The 16,960-nt window shown below is 53.1% G+C and carries 15 protein-coding genes and 2 tRNA genes; 8 read left to right on the top strand and 9 right to left on the bottom strand.

Going from position 1 to position 16,960, the window contains the following annotated elements; translation table 11 throughout:
- From HK25_RS02675 to HK25_RS02665, 3 genes are all read right to left on the bottom strand, one after another.
- On the bottom strand, positions 1-846 hold an 846-nt coding region (locus HK25_RS02675), incomplete at its 3' end, for an amidohydrolase family protein (protein WP_143295953.1).
- Positions 847-887: 41 nt separating this feature from the next.
- Positions 888-2,285 carry a glutathione-disulfide reductase gene (gorA, locus tag HK25_RS02670; RefSeq protein ID WP_086635205.1) on the bottom strand — a complete coding sequence of 466 codons (1,398 nt, stop codon included), beginning with the start codon at positions 2,283-2,285 and terminating at the stop codon, positions 888-890.
- Between the two features lie 49 nt (positions 2,286-2,334).
- Positions 2,335-3,249 carry a ferredoxin--NADP reductase gene (locus HK25_RS02665; protein ID WP_369824724.1) on the bottom strand — a complete coding sequence of 305 codons (915 nt, stop codon included), beginning with the start codon at positions 3,247-3,249 and terminating at the stop codon, positions 2,335-2,337.
- Positions 3,250-3,547: 298 nt separating this feature from the next.
- On the opposite strand from HK25_RS02665, the gene HK25_RS02660 reads away from it, so the two are divergent.
- Positions 3,548-5,947: a helicase-related protein gene (locus HK25_RS02660; RefSeq protein ID WP_086635204.1), complete on the top strand. Its 2,400-nt coding sequence runs from the start codon at positions 3,548-3,550 to the stop codon at positions 5,945-5,947.
- On the opposite strand, the gene HK25_RS02655 is transcribed toward HK25_RS02660, so the two are convergent.
- Together HK25_RS02655 and HK25_RS02650 are read right to left on the bottom strand one after the other, a co-directional pair.
- Positions 5,928-6,878: an SDR family oxidoreductase gene (locus HK25_RS02655; protein ID WP_086554314.1), complete on the bottom strand. Its 951-nt coding sequence runs from the start codon at positions 6,876-6,878 to the stop codon at positions 5,928-5,930. The genes HK25_RS02660 and HK25_RS02655 overlap by 20 nt on opposite strands.
- The gene (locus HK25_RS02650) at positions 6,875-7,537 is read right to left on the bottom strand and encodes a DedA family protein (protein WP_086554313.1); all 663 of its coding nucleotides are present in this window, start codon (positions 7,535-7,537) and stop codon (positions 6,875-6,877) included. The genes HK25_RS02655 and HK25_RS02650 overlap by 4 nt, the downstream gene beginning before the upstream one ends.
- A gap of 175 nt (positions 7,538-7,712) precedes the next feature.
- Between HK25_RS02650 and HK25_RS02645 the strand changes: the two genes are divergently transcribed.
- Positions 7,713-9,704 (top strand): prolyl oligopeptidase family serine peptidase, encoded by a 1,992-nt coding sequence (locus HK25_RS02645; RefSeq protein WP_086635203.1) that lies wholly within the window; start codon positions 7,713-7,715, stop codon positions 9,702-9,704.
- 97 nt (positions 9,705-9,801) lie between these two features.
- Here HK25_RS02645 and nusG read toward each other — a convergent pair whose 3' ends face one another.
- The 3 genes from nusG to HK25_RS02630 form a co-directional block, all read right to left on the bottom strand.
- Positions 9,802-10,332, bottom strand: coding sequence for a transcription termination/antitermination protein NusG (gene nusG, locus HK25_RS02640; RefSeq protein WP_086554311.1), 531 nt, complete (start codon positions 10,330-10,332; stop codon positions 9,802-9,804).
- 9 nt (positions 10,333-10,341) lie between these two features.
- Entirely contained in the window at positions 10,342-10,536 is a 195-nt protein-coding gene (gene secE, locus HK25_RS02635) for a preprotein translocase subunit SecE (RefSeq protein WP_086554310.1), read from the bottom strand.
- 127 nt (positions 10,537-10,663) lie between these two features.
- A tRNA-Trp gene (locus HK25_RS02630) sits at positions 10,664-10,740 on the bottom strand.
- Between the two features lie 224 nt (positions 10,741-10,964).
- On the opposite strand from HK25_RS02630, the gene HK25_RS02625 reads away from it, so the two are divergent.
- From HK25_RS02625 to atpC, 6 genes are all read left to right on the top strand, one after another.
- A tRNA-Gly gene (locus HK25_RS02625) sits at positions 10,965-11,038 on the top strand.
- Between the two features lie 300 nt (positions 11,039-11,338).
- Positions 11,339-11,959, top strand: coding sequence for a F0F1 ATP synthase subunit delta (locus HK25_RS02620; protein WP_086554309.1), 621 nt, complete (start codon positions 11,339-11,341; stop codon positions 11,957-11,959).
- Positions 11,959-13,494 carry a F0F1 ATP synthase subunit alpha gene (gene atpA / locus HK25_RS02615; protein WP_086554308.1) on the top strand — a complete coding sequence of 512 codons (1,536 nt, stop codon included), beginning with the start codon at positions 11,959-11,961 and terminating at the stop codon, positions 13,492-13,494. The genes HK25_RS02620 and atpA overlap by 1 nt, the downstream gene beginning before the upstream one ends.
- 13 nt (positions 13,495-13,507) lie before the next feature.
- Positions 13,508-14,395, top strand: a complete 888-nt coding sequence (locus tag HK25_RS02610; RefSeq protein ID WP_086554307.1) for a F0F1 ATP synthase subunit gamma — start codon at positions 13,508-13,510, stop codon at positions 14,393-14,395.
- A gap of 32 nt (positions 14,396-14,427) precedes the next feature.
- Positions 14,428-15,900: a F0F1 ATP synthase subunit beta gene (atpD, locus tag HK25_RS02605; protein ID WP_086554306.1), complete on the top strand. Its 1,473-nt coding sequence runs from the start codon at positions 14,428-14,430 to the stop codon at positions 15,898-15,900.
- 27 nt (positions 15,901-15,927) lie between these two features.
- Positions 15,928-16,341 carry an ATP synthase F1 subunit epsilon gene (gene atpC, locus HK25_RS02600; RefSeq protein ID WP_086554305.1) on the top strand — a complete coding sequence of 138 codons (414 nt, stop codon included), beginning with the start codon at positions 15,928-15,930 and terminating at the stop codon, positions 16,339-16,341.
- A gap of 70 nt (positions 16,342-16,411) precedes the next feature.
- On the opposite strand, the gene queF is transcribed toward atpC, so the two are convergent.
- Positions 16,412-16,882 (bottom strand): preQ(1) synthase, encoded by a 471-nt coding sequence (gene queF / locus HK25_RS02595; RefSeq protein WP_086635202.1) that lies wholly within the window; start codon positions 16,880-16,882, stop codon positions 16,412-16,414.
- Positions 16,883-16,960 lie beyond the last annotated feature (78 nt).

Genomic DNA, 16,960 nt, shown 5'->3' with positions numbered 1-16,960 from the left:
CATCTGGGCATAGGTGCCAAGGCGTGCATAGGCTTCTTCACCCGCCAGTGTCAGATGCTGAGGGGTAAGCTCACAGCTGGCAATGTCGCGATGTTGCGAAATCAGTTCCAGCTCCTGCGGGGTGGTGACATGCAGAATATGCACTCTGCGGCCTGTCTTACGTGCCAGACGCAGAGCACGGGTTGTGGCGCGTAATGCGGTTTCATCATCACGCCAGACAGGGTGAGAGGACGGATCACCTGAGACACGAATATCGAGTCGTTCTTTCAGGCGTTCCTCATCCTCAGCATGAATAGCAATGCGACGTGAGCCAGAACGCATGATCCGCTCAAGAATGCTGTCATCTGACACCAGCAGGTTGCCGGTTGATGACCCCATGAAGATTTTAATGCCTGCTGTGCCGGGTAATTTTTCAAGCTCACCACACAGATCAGCATTATCTGTCGTAGCCCCGACATAAAAAGCATGCTCACACCACATCCGTTCACGCGCGCGGCTGAGTTTGTCAGCAATGGCTTCAGGGGTTGAGGTGGTGGGTTTTGTGTTGGGCATTTCAAAAATGCCGGTAACTCCGCCGAGCACAGCAGCACGGCTGCCAGATTCGAGGTCTTCATTCTCGGTCGCACCGGGCTCACGAAAATGTACCTGGGTATCAATGACACCGGGTAAAACGGTCAGACCGGTGCAGTCCTGCACACGGGCAGCTTTGCCCTGGCCACCAATACGGGCGATACGGCCATTTTTGACATAGATGTCGGTGATAACTGTGGCATCGGGCAGCACAACGCTGCCACCTTTGAGCACCAGATCATAGGTGTCGTCAGAATGACTATGAGAGAGAGGCATGCTGCTGCTCCTGAAAAAAAGAAAAGGGTGGGCAGAATAACTCAGGGTGTGTGTGGTGTTTCACGCGTGCGGGTGCGCATGGTTACCAGCTCTTCTGCCGAGGTCGGGTGGATGCCAACCGTGCGGTCAAAATCGATCTTTTTCAGGCCTGCAGTTACAGCAACGGCAAAGCCCTGCATAATTTCAGCAGCATCATCGCCCAGCATATGCACGCCGACCACCTTCTGGCTGGCCTGATCAACCACCAGTTTCATAACGGTTTTCTGTTCTCTGCGTCCGCTCAGCGTGTGGCGCATGGGGGTAAAACGCGAGAGATAAATATCAACTGCACCATTGCGTGCGGCTTCTTCCTCACTCAGTCCGACAGAAGCCAGAGGAGGGGTGAAGAACACAGCCTTAGGGGTGGTGTCGATTGACCATGTACGGGCCGGGTCTTTGCCAAACAGCCTGTCGGCCAGATTGTGCCCCTCAGCAATGGCAACGGGTGTAAGGTTAATGCGGTCAGTCACATCGCCAATGGCATAAATACCAGGCTGAGAGGTCTCCTGCGTATCATCGACAATAATACGACCGCTTTTTTCTGTTTTAACGCCGGCTTTCTCCAGCCCCAGATTACCAACTTTAGGGCGTCGGCCGGTGGCAAACATCACGCAGTCTGCATTGAGTGTTGTGCCATTATCCAGGGTTACGGCGTATCCGGTGCCAGTTCGTACGATTTCCTGTGGCGAGGCGGAGGGGTGCTGCTGAACCCCCTTTGCGTTAACCGCCTCTTTCACCGCCGTTCGCATATCCTGATCAAACCCGCGCAGCGGTTCAGGCTGACGGTAGACCAGGTCAACCTGTGACTCCAGGCCCGCAAAAATACCGGCAAATTCGAGGCCAATATAACCGCCACCGATGATAACGACGGATTCGGGTCTTTCTTTCAGGTAGAAAGCCTCGTCAGAGGTAATGGCCAGCTCAGCACCGGGAATGTCGGCTCTGACAGGTTCTGAGCCTGTTGCAATGATAATTTTTTTTGCGCTCACAGTCTGCGCCTTAGCGTCAGGGGCCAGGGCCGAAGGCATGATGCGCACAGTATGTGCATCTTCAAACTGGGCATGACCCGTAAACAGGGTAATGCCAGCCTTTTCGAGCATAGAGATATAGATACCGTTCAGACGTGTAATCTCTTTGTCTTTAGCGGCAATCAGTTTGCTCCAGTCGTGTGTGCCCCGGGTGTTTGACCACCCAAAGCCTGCGCTGTCGTCAACGAGTGCCCCATATTCGCTGGCCTGCACCATGAGCTTTTTGGGCACACAGCCCAGGTTAACGCATGTGCCACCCCAGTGGCGGCTTTCAACAACTGCCACACGGGCACCATGCCCTGCTGCTATGCGAGCACACCGCACACCGCCTGATCCGGCACCGATAACAAGAAGGTCAAAATCGTGGGGCATGGTGTGAGCTCCTTATGCAGCAGAGATGTAGCAGGGTAAAAACAGCTTATCAGCGTTCTGCGAACGCTTTTTCAACCACGTAAGAACCAGGGTTAGACATGTTGCCTTCGTCAAAGCCGCGTGCCTCAAGCAGGGCCTCGGTGTCAGCCAGCATTTCCGGTGACCCGCAGATCATGACGCGGTCATGCTCCGGGTCGAGCTCAGGAATGTTGAGATCACGGAAGATCTGCCCGTTTTCGATCAGTGTGGTGATACGGTCGGTCACGGCAAAGTCTTCACGGGTTACAGCCGGGTAGTAGAGCAGTTTGGCGGCGATATCTTCCCCGAGGAACTCATGCTGTGGCAGCTCGTGGCGAATGTGGTTGGCATAGGCCAGCTCGCCTGAAACGCGCACGGTGTGGGTCAGAATAACGCGGTCAAATTTTTCATAGCAGGCAGGGTCCTTGATCAGGCTCATGAAAGGAGCGAGGCCCGTGCCGGTTGAAAGGAAATACAGATTACGGCCAGGGCGCAGGTTATCAAGAATAAGCGTGCCTGTTGGTTTGCGGCCAACCAGAACAGTATCGCCCACTTTAACGTGGCGCAGGCGTGATGTCAGAGGACCATCTTCAACCGCGATGGAGAGGAACTCAAGTTCGTCTTCATAGTTAGGAGAAGCCAGAGAGTAAGCACGCAGCAGTGGCTTGCCGTTGAGTTCCATCCCGATCATGGCGAACTGACCATTTTCAAAACGCAGGCCCGGGTCACGTGTCGTGGTGAAGCTGAACAGTCGCTCTGTCCAGTGATGAACGGTCAGAACTTTTGCAGGGTAGAGATGCGCATATTCTTTGGTCGGTGGTGCAAGGTGCCACATGCCTTCGTGGCCTTCGACGGGCAGCACGCCATCAGGCACTTCAGAGGCAGAGAATTTCGGCAGGGCATCAAAAGAAGGTCCGCTCAGTGTTTCTGATGAGGTGACAGACATGGCCGCTTTATACTCCGTTTATACAGATCAAAGAAAAAGCCCGGTTACCTGGTCTGTGCGTTCTGGCCAGTTACGCCCGAATGACACAGGAGCTTTAATCCGGGGGCGTATTTTTCCGGTGCTGGCGGCGTTTTTAAGGGCAGAGGCGGGTTTCTGCCAGTCCTAAAGTGTAATTTCTCCGTTGCGTGTGCGTTATGTGGCCTCAGAGATGCATTTTTATATGAAGTTTTTTCGAAAAAAGAGCCTGCATGAGCTCAGGGGCATTGTTCCTCACGTCAGGATGACGCATGAGTGATCTATGACATCAGAACAGTATGCGTCCCCCGCCCGAGAGGCTTTTGTCCAGGTTATGTCCCGCACAGGGCTGTCTGTTGAGGCCCGTGAAGAACCTGAAATTCTGCGTCGCGTTGCCAGGGCTCTTGAGCCCGGTGCCCGTGATATTTCTGATGAAGCTTTTCGGTCGATTCTGTGTGTTGTCAGACGTAAAAAGCGTATCTCCCGTCTGATCGATCTGACACGTCGCAGTGGTCGTATCTGGGTCACACGTGATGAGATAGAAGAAGCTGTCAGTACACTGACAGATCCTGATGCCGACGATGCAGCCCTTGAGCGGGCATTAGCTTCGGTGGCTGAGGCGCGCCTGCGTGCTTATGCCAGCACACCGCGTAAGGCATTTGATGCGATTCAGGCTGACCTGCTTGATACCGGCCGGGTATTATCACCTGGTCAGGTTGACCTGCTGCTGCTGGCTGTTGCTGTTGCGTTTGGTCTGCCTGACGGCGATCCATTTCTTGAAACGGTACGCCGTGAAGAAACTCAGAGGCAGAAGGCAGCTCATGCCATTGAGCGCACTGCTCAGGAAAGACGTCAGAGCGAAGAGCAGCGTCTTGCTGAGTGGGAGGCAAGTCTTGTCTCTTTTAAAGACGTGCCACGTCTGCTGCGGTGTTCGCATAAAGAGGCTTTGCGCTGGATTGCCGAGAATCGTCTGCCGGTTGCGCGTAAGGTCAGCGAATCGGGCGGGCGTGAGCGGTGGGAGTTTGATCCTGCTGAGCTGATTGTCCTGCGTGATAAGCTGAGTGAGTGGCGTGACCAGGGTTCTCCTGTTGCCGGCAGCCCCAGAGTGCAGCCTGATATGGGCCGTAAGGTTGCCAACTCGGTGATTGCCCGCGTGGCGGCTCTGGACCGCTATGCCGCGCATTTTCGTACAGCCCGCTCGCTTAACCGGCGCATTACGCTGGTGACCGGCCCCACGAACAGCGGGAAGTCATACACTGCACTGAACGCGCTGGCTCAGGCTGAAAGCGGCCTTGCTCTGGCACCGCTACGCCTGCTGGCACATGAGTTCCGCGAGGCTCTGGCATCGCGCGGTGTAGAGGCTTCTCTGGCAACGGGGGAGGAGCGTATTGTTGTGCCGGGGAGTCGTCACCTGGCCGCAACGGTTGAGATGTGCCCTTTTCATAATCCGGTCGATGTGGCTGTGATTGATGAAGCACAGATGTTATTTGACACAGACCGTGGTGCGGCATGGACAGCTGCGATTATGGGTGCACCTGCCCGCCATTTATATGTGCTTGGTGCGCCTGACTGTATTCCTATGGTGCGTCGTATTGCCGAGCTGTGTGGTGATCCGCTGGATGAAATTACCCTTGAGCGTAAAAGCCCGCTGCACCCCTCCGGCCACCCGGTCAGGCTGGCTGATCTTGTGGCTGGTGATGCCCTTATTGCTTTCTCACGTCGTGAGGTGCTTGATCTGCGGGCTGCGCTTATGCAGCATGGTCGTCGGGTTGCTGTAGTTTATGGTGCACTCAGCCCTGAAGTGCGTCGTGCTGAGGCACAGCGTTTTAATTCGGGCGGTGCAGATATTCTGGTTGCCACTGATGCTATTGGCATGGGGCTTAATCTTTCTATCAAACGCGTTATTTTTGCGGCTCTGAAGAAATTTGATGGTAGCCAGACCCGTGACCTGCGTGTGCAGGAAGTCAAGCAGATTGGTGGCCGTGCCGGGCGTTATGGCAAACATGAAGTGGGTGAGGTGGCCGTGCTGGCCGGTGCTGGCAGCCCGGCTTTTTTGCGTCGTCAGCTTGAAGCCGGCGCAGAGCTTCCTGATGATTTACGCCCTTATGTGCAGCCTGATGCAGATATTATTAAGGCTGTGGCGGCTGAAATTGGTTCAGACAGCCTTTACGGTGTGCTGGCTCGTATTCATCGGGCTGTATTGCGTAAAGATGACCCGAATTATCGTCTGGCAGATATGGAGCAGGCTTTTGCGATTGCTTCAGCCCTTGAGGGGGTGGAAGGGCTCGACCTGGTAACGCGCTGGTCTTATGCCATGTGCCCGGTTGATGACCGTGATAATGGTATTAAGCGCCTTATTGGCTGGGCTGCTGACCATGCTGCCGGGCGGCGTGTGCATCCTCCTGGCACGGGGCATCTGGTTCCGGGTGAGCGCGCCGGGCGTGAAGAGCTTGAGCGTGCAGAAAAACGCCATAAAAGGCTTGTGGCCTGGCGGTGGCTGGCGTTGCGCTTCCCTGATTTTTATCCTGAACGGGAAGAGGCCGAGGAGACGACACGGAAACTGAATGACTGGATTGAAACTGTGCTGCGCCAGCACAGTCATACCCGCACAGCCAGTAGCCGTGAGCGTCGCGGGCCGCCAAAAGATGGCGGCCGTAAAAAAATTACCATGCCACGCCGGTAAGACGCTCGGAAACATCCCACAGCCGTTCAGCTGTGCTGGTTTTGCGTGCTTCGGCCGGCACGCGGGCTGGCCCTGGCTGGCCGCGTCGTTCCTGAGAGCCCTGCGGGCCATAATAATCACCATCGCAGGCATCGGGAGAGAGGGCGGCATAAAGCGAGGCCTCGGCACCGCGTGCGGCTGACTGCCCCATAAGGCGAAGCACAGCACCACCGGCAGTGCGTTGCAGTATACTCAGAGCCGGGGGCGTAGAAGCTGCCGGACCATTGGCAATGATTGAAGTTGAAGACCAGCCCGGATGTGCTGCGCGGGAATGCAGTGCCCAGCCTGCCTCTCCGGCTTTGCGGGCAAGTTCGCGGGCAAACAGCAGGTTTGCCAGCTTACTTTGCTGATAGGCTGTGAATGGGCTGTAGTGATGACGAAACTGCAGGTCATCAAAATGAATATGCGTTTTGTGAGCGGCCAGGCTGGCGACAGTTACAACGGTACCGCCTCCTCTGGCAGCCTGAAGCAGCGGGCGCAGGTGGCTTGTCAGAGCAAAATGCCCCAGATGGTTAGTTCCGAACTGCAGCTCAAATCCGTCCAGTGTTTCCTGCCTGCGCGGGGGAGCCATGACACCGGCATTATTAATTAAAAAATCGAGCTGCTCAGTGTGGTTAAACACAGAATCAGCACAGGCTTTGACAGAAGCGAGAGACGCAAGGTCAAGCTGTAATAGCTGTGCCTGAACACCAGGACAACGCTGAGATAAAGCTTTAAGAGCCTCTTCCCCTTTTGCAGGGTTGCGTACCGGCAGCAGGAGTTTTGCTCCTCTTTTTGCCAGGCCACAGGCTGTTTCAAACCCGAGACCACTGTTGCCCCCTGTGACCAGCGCAACGCGCCCGCTCAGAGAAGGCTGTCTGGAGGTGACAGACCATTTATGCCAGACACTCATGCGGATGGAATCCGCAGATGTTCGTTTTGTTCAGCTGCTTTCAAGGCTTCCTCCGTCAGACGTTTTTCATTCTTCTTGAGAAACAGAAACGATGTGCCGATTACGATGACGGCACAACAGCCCGCAACAATAGCGAGAGGGCCGGAAAGTTTGAAAATTTCGTTACCCAGAAGATAAGTGCAAAGGGTGTATCCCCCTGCCCAGCATACGCCACCCAGCGCATTATACCAAAGAAAGGTATGCCATGGCATGTGATTGGCACCAGCCAGCAAAGCTACAAACATGCGCAGCACAGCAACAAAACGCCCAAGAAATACGACCGGGCCGCCATACTGAAAAAATACGTAACGCCCCAGCAAAAGCCGCTCTGAGGTCAGACCGATTTTCGGGCCGTGTTTTTGTAAAAGTTTCAGCCCAAGCCGGCGGCCAATCAGATAACCAAAATTGTCACCCATAATGGCGCCGGTGACTCCTGCAATCATGACACCGGCTATGCTGAGTTTATGTGTGGTTGCACAAAACAAAGCTGAACCAATCAGCAGAGTTTCTGCCGGTAAAGGTAACCCCATGCTTTCAAGCATGACAACGACGCCAATTGCACCATAGCCATACTGTAACAAAAGGCTGCTCAGATGTTCAGCAGAGAAAAAAGAGTGCAGAGAGTGTAACAGGGTCTGAGGTCCGTTATTATTTGTTAATATAAGGTGAGGTAGCAGGAACTGTTTTGCTGGCTGAGTGTCAAGCCTGAGCGTAAGAAAGAGTACGTTTCCTTATGAAATACGGTGCCCGGCTGTGATAAATTAAGCAGATTTTTGTATCATGAGAGGAGACGGAATGTCTGATTTACCGAAAGCCTTGCTTAAAAAGGCACATCAGAAACCTTTGCCGTGTGGCACATGGCCCTCTCCGGTTACGGTAGATCTGGTTGCTGGCAAGGCTCTGGCACTGTCAGAGGTTAGTGTCGATGGCACTTCAGTTTACTGGCTTGAGCGTCGTCCTTCAGAAAAAGGACGAACAGTTCTGTGTTGCTGGCAGGATGAGCAGGGTATTTCAGATGCACTGGGTGCTTCTTATGATGTTGGCACGCGTGTTCATGAATATGGTGGCGCACCCTATGCCGTGTGTAAGAATGTTATTGCTTTCTCTGAAAAGCGCACAGACTTTCTCTGGTTACAGCCCGCTGGGTGTGTTGGTGAAGCGATATGCCTGAGTCGTTGTGACGGGCTGCGTTATGCTGACCTGCGCTTCTCGTCTGATGGTACAGTGTTGTTTGCGGTCAGAGAAGATCATCGCGCTGAGGGTGAGCCAAAGGCAGCCCTGGTTGCTTTCTCTGTCTCTGATAACTTTACTCCTGACAGCGCTCCTCCGGTTGAGGTTGTGCTGCGGGAAGGGCCTGATTTTCTTTCATCGCCTTCTCTTTCACCTGATGGACGTTTTCTCGTCTGGATTGAGTGGCACCACCCCGATATGCCCTGGGATGCAACGCAACTTTGTTATGCAAGCCTGCTGCGTGATGAAAATGGATATGTGACAGGGTTAGGTGACGAAAAAATTCTGGCAGGAAATGGTGCCCCCGAGTCGCTTCTTGAACCGTGCTGGACAAAAGATGGCCGCTTATACGTTCTTTCTGACAGAGAGGGTGCCTGGACTTTATGGGAGGCAGAAACCCGAGTCGCACAAACATTACTGACCAGATGCCCGGTGCCTGAGGGGGAGATTGGTCAGCCTGCCTGGGTATTTGGCCAGCGTAGCTACCAGCTTCTGCCTGATGGAGGGGTTCTCGCCCTGGTAGTGCAGAACGGGAGTTCACGCTGTGTTTTCATAGCTCCTGATGGTCAGAGCAGGACTGTCAGTGCGTCACCCGAGCAGTGCCCGTTAATGCTGAGTGACGGACGATATGCCTGGCTTGAGGTGGCTTCTGACGCATTGCCGGCTGTAGTTGTGGGCACTATTGCTAAGGGAGTACAGCACAGGCTGCGGTGTGCGGCGTCACTTACTCTGGCACCCGAAGATATTTCAGTCGCGCAAACAGTTCGTTTTCCGCTCGAAGCCGGTGGAGAGCCTGTGGGGCATGCATTTTTCTATCCTCCTGCCAGCAGCCAGGCCTCAGTGCCTGAAGGGGAGCGCCCACCTATGATTGTGCTTGTGCATGGCGGACCAACCGCCAGGGCGCAGGAGGGATTTTCTTTTAAAATTCAGTGGTGGACCTCACGCGGGTTTGCCGTGCTAGACGTGAATTATGGGGGATCAACCGGGTTTGGCCGCTCCTGGCGTGAACGCCTTAAGGGCGCATGGGGCGTAGTTGATGTGGCAGACTGCATTGCCGCATGTCAGTTTATGTGTACGACAGGCAAAATTGACCCGGATCGTATCAGTATTCGTGGTTCAAGCGCCGGGGGTATGACTGTGCTGGTGGCGCTGGCGACGTCATCATTGTTTGCCGGAGGAGTCAGCCTTTACGGAGTGACAGATTTACGGGCTCTGGCGGCAGAAACGCATAAATTTGAGGCACGCTATCTTGATGGTCTGATCGGTCCCTGGCCTGAAGCCGAATCGGCCTATATCGAGCGTTCACCGCTGACTGTAGCAGCAAAAATTCGTAGTCCCGTGCTGTTGTTGCAGGGAGCAGAGGATAAAGTAGTGCCGCCCGCACAGGCTTATGCAATGGAAGCAGCACTGAAAGAAGCTGGTACACCCTGTTTTCTTCACGAGTTTCCGGGTGAGGGGCATGGTTTTCGTCAGGAGAGCACGCTGCGGATCGCTCTGGCTGAAGAAGTTGCTTTTTACGGGCGTATTTTTGGCTTCACCCCTCCCTCTCATTCCTGAGAGGGCAGGCCTTGTCAGCTATCAGGTGAGCATAAAAAAACCAGGAGGACAAAATGTCTTCCTGGTTTGAGAAACTGATAGAATGATCAGATCAGGTTCAGAGTTTTTCGACCTGATTATATTCCAGATCAACCGGTGTAAGGCGGCCAAAGATAGAAACACTGACCTTGAGGCGTGCTTTCTCTTCGTCGACTTCTTCAATAACACCATTGAAAGAAGTAAAGGGACCATCAGCAACGCGGATCTGCTCACCAACCTCAAAAGTGACAGCAGAGCGAGGGTGCTCAAGGCCTTCTTTGGTCTGGTTGATAATCCGTTCTGCTTCAGCGGCAGAGATAGGGGAAGGACGATTTCTGTTGCCCAGAAAGCCTGTGACCTTTGGTGTATCCTTAACAAGATGCCAGGATTCGTCGGTCATTTCCATTTTAACGAGCACATAGCCAGGGAAGAACTTACGTTCTGCGCTTACTTTCTGACCACGACGCACTTCGATCACTTCCTCTGAAGGGACCAGAATTTCATCAATATGGTCAGACAGGCCTTTTTGCTCAGCCTGCTCACGAATGTGCTCAGCTATTTTTCTTTCGAAGCCCGAATAGACGTGGACCACATACCAGCGTTTGGCCATGTCGCTTCCTCAGCCTCCCAGCCCGAATAATTGACGCATACCAAGACCAATCAGCTGATCCACGGCGAAAAAGAATAACGATGCCAGGCTGGCCATAGCCAGAACCGCACCTGTTGTAACCAGAGTAGCACGTCGTGTGGGCCAGGTAATCCGTTTGGCCTCGGCACGTACTTCACGCAGAAACTTACCGGGACTGACCGACACGTTACTTCCTCTCTTCACGTTATCCGGCCCGTTTCACAAACGGGAATAAAGCAGATAACCTAAAAACTGAACCTTTTGCACTGACCAAAGGCTGTCTCTGACAGATCAGCTTTCGTTCAGGACGAAATGGCAGGGGTGGAGGGTCTCGAACCCACAACCTCCGGTTTTGGAGACCGGCACTCTAGCCAATTGAGCTACACCCCTGCAAAATGGCCGCAACAAACGTGTCCGACCCTAAGCACTATAACCGCTAGCGGGTTATATGACCAGAGCCGTTAACGTCTGGCGGACGCCGGAAGAAAATATTTTCTCGACATAAAGTCAAGAGGAAAAATCACGCCAGCGGTTAATACATGCTATAACGGCAAAAAGAATGGTCAGGGGGTTGCTAAGAGATATATTTTGGGAGTATGGAGTGCTCCAGGAGCGCGGGCGTAGCATAGTGGTAATGCTGTAGCCTTCCAAGCTACCGAGGAGGGTTCGATTCCCTCCGTCCGCTCCAGAATCCACAAAATTTAGTCGAATCCCATATCTGTTAAAAAATGGGGTTTTTTAACGCCGCCGCTTTATTGTCGGGTTTTCTGCTGTTGTGTGTGGCTTTTAAGTTTGTTCTGCCCGCTGAGCCAGAGAAACAGAGCTTTTCAGGGGAAGCGGATACGTGATTTCGAGCGTGAAGCCTGCAAAAAGTGTAAGATCTGAGGGTTACGCTGGTTGCACGAGTTGGTGTCTCATGCTAGAGGCCGCGCCGATAGATGCTTGATGGTCTGAATCATCAGGCCCGAAAGTGGAGCCATAACGTGAAATGCCGGCGCGCAGAGATGGAAAGAACCCCCAGGACGTGGTGACCTCAGGCGTAACGACAGAACACTCTCCTGCTTATGTTGCAACCGGCCCGGAAGGCCGCTACGCAACAGCGCTTTATAAGCTTGCAGAAGAGCAGAAGCAGCTTGATACAGTGCTCGATGAGGCTGACGCTCTTGCGCGCCTTATTGATGAGAGCGCGCCGCTGCGCACGGTTTTGTCTGACACAAGGCTGGATACAGCCGTTCAGAAAAAAGCTATTTTCGCTGTTCTTGCCAGCCAGGGGTTTGGCGAGACAATCAGGAATTTTGCAGGCGTGGTTACGACGAATCGTCGTCTTCCGATTCTGCGCCGCATTCTTGAGGTATTTAGTGAGCTGGCAGCCGCACGTCGCGGTGAGAGCGTGGCTGAAGTTGTTTCAGCTCAGGCTCTGACCGACGCGCAGCGTGATCAGCTTAAACTCAGTCTGGCGCAAGCCGGTTACGCCCAGGTGGTGGTGCGTGAAAGTGTTGACCCCTCTCTGCTCGGCGGTCTCGTCGTGCGTGTGGGTGCAAGGCTTTACGATGCCAGTATTCAGACCCGCCTGTTCCATTTGCATTACGCCATGAAGGGAGCCGCGTGATGGAAATCCGTCCCGCAGAGATTTCGGATATCCTCAAGCAGCAGATCGCGTCATTTGACAAAGAATCTGAGGTTGTAGAAGCCGGTACAGTACTATCCGTAGGTGATGGTATTGCCCGTGTTTACGGCCTGCAGAATGTCATGGCCGGTGAGCTTGTTGAGTTTCCGTCCGTTGGCCAGAAAGGTATGGCCCTTAACCTTGAGAGCGACAGTGTTGGTGTCGTTATCTTCGGTGACTGCGTTGACATTCGCGAAGGTGATACGGTTACCCGCACAGGTAGCGTTGTCGAAGTGCCAACAGGTCGTTCGCTCCTTGGTCGCGTTGTTGATGGTCTTGGTAACCCGATTGACGGTAAAGGCCCGCTGGCTGACGTAGAAATGCGTCGTGCAGAGGTCAAAGCTCCTGGCATTATGCCACGTCAGTCTGTCAGCGAGCCAATGCAGACCGGTATTAAAGCTATTGACGCTCTGGTGCCGATTGGCCGTGGTCAGCGTGAGCTTGTTATTGGTGATCGTCAGACCGGTAAAACCACAATTCTTACCGATACCATTCTCGCTCAGAAAAGCGTTAATGATCTCGGTGATGACAAAAAATCTCTCTACTGCATTTATGTTGCTGTAGGTCAGAAACGCTCTACCGTTGCGCAGCTGGTTCGCCTTCTCGAAGAGAAAGGCGCGATGGAGTATTCTATCGTTGTGGCCGCAACGGCTTCTGATCCGGCTCCGCTGCAGTATCTCGCACCTTACGCAGCCTGCGCAATGGGTGAGTATTTCCGTGATAACGGCATGCACGCACTGATCTGCTACGATGACCTGTCTAAGCAGGCCGTTGCTTATCGTCAGATGTCTCTGCTTCTGCGTCGTCCGCCAGGTCGTGAAGCTTATCCGGGTGACGTGTTCTATCTGCACTCACGTCTGCTTGAGCGCGCTGCAAAAATGGCTGACAGCCATGGCGGTGGTTCACTGACAGCTCTGCCGGTTATTGAAACTCAGGCTGGTGACGTTGCTGCTTATATTCCGACCAACGTAATTTCTATTACCGATGGTCAGATCTTCCTTGAAACCGACCTTTTCTACCGTGGTATCCGCCCGGCCGTGAACGTTGGCGGTTCTGTGTCTCGTGTTGGTTCTGCTGCACAGATCAAGGCAATGAAACAGGTTGCCGGTAAGATTAAACTGGAGCTGGCTCAGTATCGCGAAATGGCTGCCTTCTCGCAGTTTGCATCTGACCTTGATCCGATCACACAAAAACAGCTGTCACGTGGTGCGCGTCTGGTTGAGCTGCTTAAACAGCCTCAGTCTTCACCGCTGACAGTTGAAGAGCAGGTTGTTGTTCTGTTTGCCGGCACACGTGGCTTTATTGATGCAATTGACACCAAAAAAGTTGTGGAGTGGGAGCAGAGACTTCTTGTTGAACTGCAAAGCAGCGGAAAAGATATTCTGAATGCTATTCGCAACGATCGCCAGGTTTCAAAAGAAACTGAAGCTGGTCTGACAGAATATCTCACTGCCTTTAACCGTAACTTCAACGCCTGAGGCAGGAGGAGTTATGGCTTCCCTTAAGGAACTTCGCGCCAGAATCGGAAGTATCAAGTCTACGAAGAAGATTACGAGCGCTATGAAAATGGTGGCAGCTGCAAAGCTGCGCCGTGCTCAGGCCCGTGCTGAATCTGCCAGACCTTATGCTTCTGCTATGCGTCGTATGATGGCTGAACTGGCGGGAGCGACCGTCGGGGAAGAAGGTGGTCCATTGCTGCTGACAGGAACAGGGAAGGATAAAATTCACCTTCTCGTTCCTTTGACCAGTGATCGTGGCCTGTGTGGTGGTTTTAACGCCAGCGTACATCGCCTGACAGAGCGGTTGATCCGCCGTCTTCAGTCTGAAGGTAAAACGGTTAAACTTCTGCCTGTGGGCCGTCGTGCGATCAGTTATTTCTCTCGTGAGTATTCTGATCTTATCGTTGATAAGATCATGGGCATTCCCGGAGATGTTCCGTTTTCTGTCGCTGAAGGCCTGGGCGTAAAAATCAACGCTCTGCTTGAAGCTGGCGAAATTGATGTCTGTGAACTCGTGTTCAACAAGTTCATCAATGCTATGTCACAGGTTCCACAAAAACAGCAGCTGGTGCCGCTGGTTGTGGAAGATGCTGCAGAGACATCGGCTGTCGCTGATGAGAACAAGGCGTTGTACGACTTTGAGCCGGATGAAGAAACTCTTCTGTTCCGGCTTCTCCCTAAAAATCTTCAGGTGCAGCTGTATGCTGCGCTGCTGGAGACAGCCGCAGGTGAGAACGGTGCCCGTATGACTGCGATGGATAATGCGACGCGTAACGCTGGTCGCTCTATCGATAGTCTGAGCCAGGTTTATAACCGGACCCGCCAGGCCAATATTACTAACGAACTGATTGAAATCATTTCGGGCGCACAGGCTGTCTGAGCCCGCTTATTTTGCCCCGCAGGAGCTGACCTATGTCGGATACTAAAACTCAGACCCAGGCCTCTGCCGCCAAGGAACACAGTGCTTCCGGCCGCGTTACCGAGATCAGAGGTCCTGTTGTTGACGTGCAGTTTGAAGGTGATCTGCCAAAGATCCTTGATGCCCTTCATGTTAAACTTGGCGATCAGACCCTTGTGCTCGAAGTTGCTCAGGAAATTGGTGAGCACGAAGTACGCTGCATCGCGATGGACACCACAGATGGCCTGGTACGTGGCGCAGAGGTGATCAACACAGGTGCGCAGATTTCTGTGCCTGTTGGTCCTGAAACGCTTGGCCGTATTCTGAACGTTACCGGTGAGCCAATTGACGAAAAAGGCCCGGTTAAAGCAACACGTCGCGCCCCTATTCATCGTGACGCGCCTTCTTTTGAAGAGCAGGCTGCTGCTTCTGAAATTCTGATGACCGGCATTAAGGTTGTTGACCTTCTCTGCCCGTACCTCAAAGGTGGTAAGGTCGGTCTGTTCGGTGGTGCCGGCGTTGGTAAAACCGTTATTATTCAGGAGCTGATCAACAACATTGCTAAGGCACATGGTGGTGTGTCTGTATTTGCCGGTGTTGGTGAACGTACCCGTGAAGGTAACGACCTGTATTATGAAATGCAGGATGCCGGCGTTATCAAACTGGATGAAGAAAACAACACAGACGGCTCCAAAGTGGCTCTTGTGTTCGGTCAGATGAACGAACCACCAGGTGCCCGTGCCCGCGTTGCACTGACCGGTCTGACTCTTGCGGAATATTTCCGTGATGAAGAAAATCAGGACGTTCTGTTCTTCGTTGATAACATCTTCCGTTTCACACAGGCTGGTTCAGAGGTGTCTGCGCTTCTGGGTCGTATTCCGTCAGCTGTGGGTTACCAGCCAACTCTGGCAACAGAGATGGGTGCCCTGCAGGAACGTATTACATCGACCAAAAAAGGGTCGATTACATCCGTTCAGGCTGTTTATGTTCCTGCTGACGATCTTACCGATCCGGCTCCTGCAGCAACCTTTGCTCACCTTGATGCAACAACCGTTCTGAACCGTTCGATTGCTGAAATGGGCATCTACCCTGCTGTTGACCCGCTCGATTCGACATCGCGTTCTCTCGATCCTTCAATCGTAGGTGAAGAGCATTACGCTGTTGCCCGTGAAGTGCAGCGTATTCTGCAGACCTATAAATCTCTGCAGGATATCATTGCTATTCTGGGTATGGATGAGCTGTCAGAAGACGATAAACGTCTGGTTGCACGCGCCCGTCGTATTCAGCGCTTCCTGTCACAGCCTTTCCATGTGGCTGAAGTCTTTACAGGTGCTCCTGGTAAACTGGTTGCCGTTGCTGACACAGTTCGTTCGTTCAAAGCGATTTGTGCTGGTGAGTATGATCATCTTCCTGAAGCAGCTTTCTACATGGTTGGTACCATTGAGGAAGCCGTTGCTAAGGCTGAAAAACTGAAAGAATCGGTTTAATACCGGTTCTTCGAAAGGAGCGCACTCATGCCGGTCCAGCTGGATATCATCAGTCCTGAAAAAGTTCTGGTGTCGCGTGAAGTTGAGATGGCTGTCATCCCCGGTGCAGAGGGTGATATCGCAGCAATGCCAGAGCATGCTCCTGTCATGCTTTTGCTGCGCGGCGGTGTAGTTTCTCTTTATGAGAACGGTGTTGTGACAGATCGTTTTTTTGTCGAAGGCGGTTTTGCTGACATTACGGCTGACCGTTGCACTGTTCTGGCTGACAGGGCAGTCCCGGTTTCAGAGATTTCAGTGGATGAGGCAACAGCCCGTCTTGAAGAGCTGACAACATTGTGGGGCCGTTCTGATAAGCACGATGATCCACAGAGTATCGACGCCCTTCAGGCGCAGATTCTTTCAGCCCGTGCTGAAATTGATGCAGCTTCTGCTGCTCACTGAGGTCTGTCGTTCTGGTATTGTTAAAAAAAGCCACCGCAAGGTGGCTTTTTTTATAACTTCCTGAAAATATTTAGCCACGGCCGCGATAGGTCGGGACATTCTGTGAGGGAATCCACACGTCTTCAGGTGGGGTGCCGGTTTGCCAGAAAACATCAATAGGCATACCGCCGCGTGGGTACCAGTAGGCACCAATACGCAGCCATACAGGAGAAAGCAGGTCAACGAGAGTTGTTGCGATCTGAACAGAGCAGGCTTCGTGAAATGCACCATGATTACGAAAGCTGGTCAGAAAGAGCTTGAGTGATTTGCTTTCGACAATCCACTGGTCCGGCACATAGTCGATAACGATATGTGCAAAGTCAGGCTGCCCTGTTACGGGGCAAAGCGAAGTGAACTCAGGGGCCGTAAAGCGCACAAGATAGTTCTTGTCAGGGTGGGGTGCAGCAACACGTTCAAGCACAGCTTCCTCAGGGCTTGCCGCTGCCTGTATCTGCCGGCCTAACTGTGTCAGTGCTGAGTGATTTTCATCAGAGTTTGACATAACTGATTTCCTTTTTTGTTACTTCAGTCAGAAAGACGCATATTGCCTCTCTCTTTCACGTGATCAGGGAAAAATGAG

It is taken from the genome of Acetobacter sp. DsW_059 (assembly GCF_002153695.1).
In the GTDB taxonomy this organism is placed as follows: domain Bacteria; phylum Pseudomonadota; class Alphaproteobacteria; order Acetobacterales; family Acetobacteraceae; genus Acetobacter; species Acetobacter thailandicus.
This window is presented reverse-complemented; position numbering and strand designations above follow the sequence as displayed.

Coding starts and splice junctions, on each gene's coding strand:
- gorA (WP_086635205.1), bottom strand. CDS start 2,285: ATGCCCCACGATTTTGACCTTCTTGTTATCGGTGCCGGATCAGGCGGT.
- HK25_RS02665 (WP_369824724.1), bottom strand. CDS start 3,249: ATGTCTGTCACCTCATCAGAAACACTGAGCGGACCTTCTTTTGATGCC.
- HK25_RS02660 (WP_086635204.1), top strand. CDS start 3,548: ATGACATCAGAACAGTATGCGTCCCCCGCCCGAGAGGCTTTTGTCCAG.
- HK25_RS02655 (WP_086554314.1), bottom strand. CDS start 6,878: ATGAGTGTCTGGCATAAATGGTCTGTCACCTCCAGACAGCCTTCTCTG.
- HK25_RS02645 (WP_086635203.1), top strand. CDS start 7,713: ATGTCTGATTTACCGAAAGCCTTGCTTAAAAAGGCACATCAGAAACCT.
- nusG (WP_086554311.1), bottom strand. CDS start 10,332: ATGGCCAAACGCTGGTATGTGGTCCACGTCTATTCGGGCTTCGAAAGA.
- HK25_RS02620 (WP_086554309.1), top strand. CDS start 11,339: ATGCCGGCGCGCAGAGATGGAAAGAACCCCCAGGACGTGGTGACCTCA.
- atpA (WP_086554308.1), top strand. CDS start 11,959: ATGGAAATCCGTCCCGCAGAGATTTCGGATATCCTCAAGCAGCAGATC.
- HK25_RS02610 (WP_086554307.1), top strand. CDS start 13,508: ATGGCTTCCCTTAAGGAACTTCGCGCCAGAATCGGAAGTATCAAGTCT.
- atpD (WP_086554306.1), top strand. CDS start 14,428: ATGTCGGATACTAAAACTCAGACCCAGGCCTCTGCCGCCAAGGAACAC.
- atpC (WP_086554305.1), top strand. CDS start 15,928: ATGCCGGTCCAGCTGGATATCATCAGTCCTGAAAAAGTTCTGGTGTCG.
- queF (WP_086635202.1), bottom strand. CDS start 16,882: ATGTCAAACTCTGATGAAAATCACTCAGCACTGACACAGTTAGGCCGG.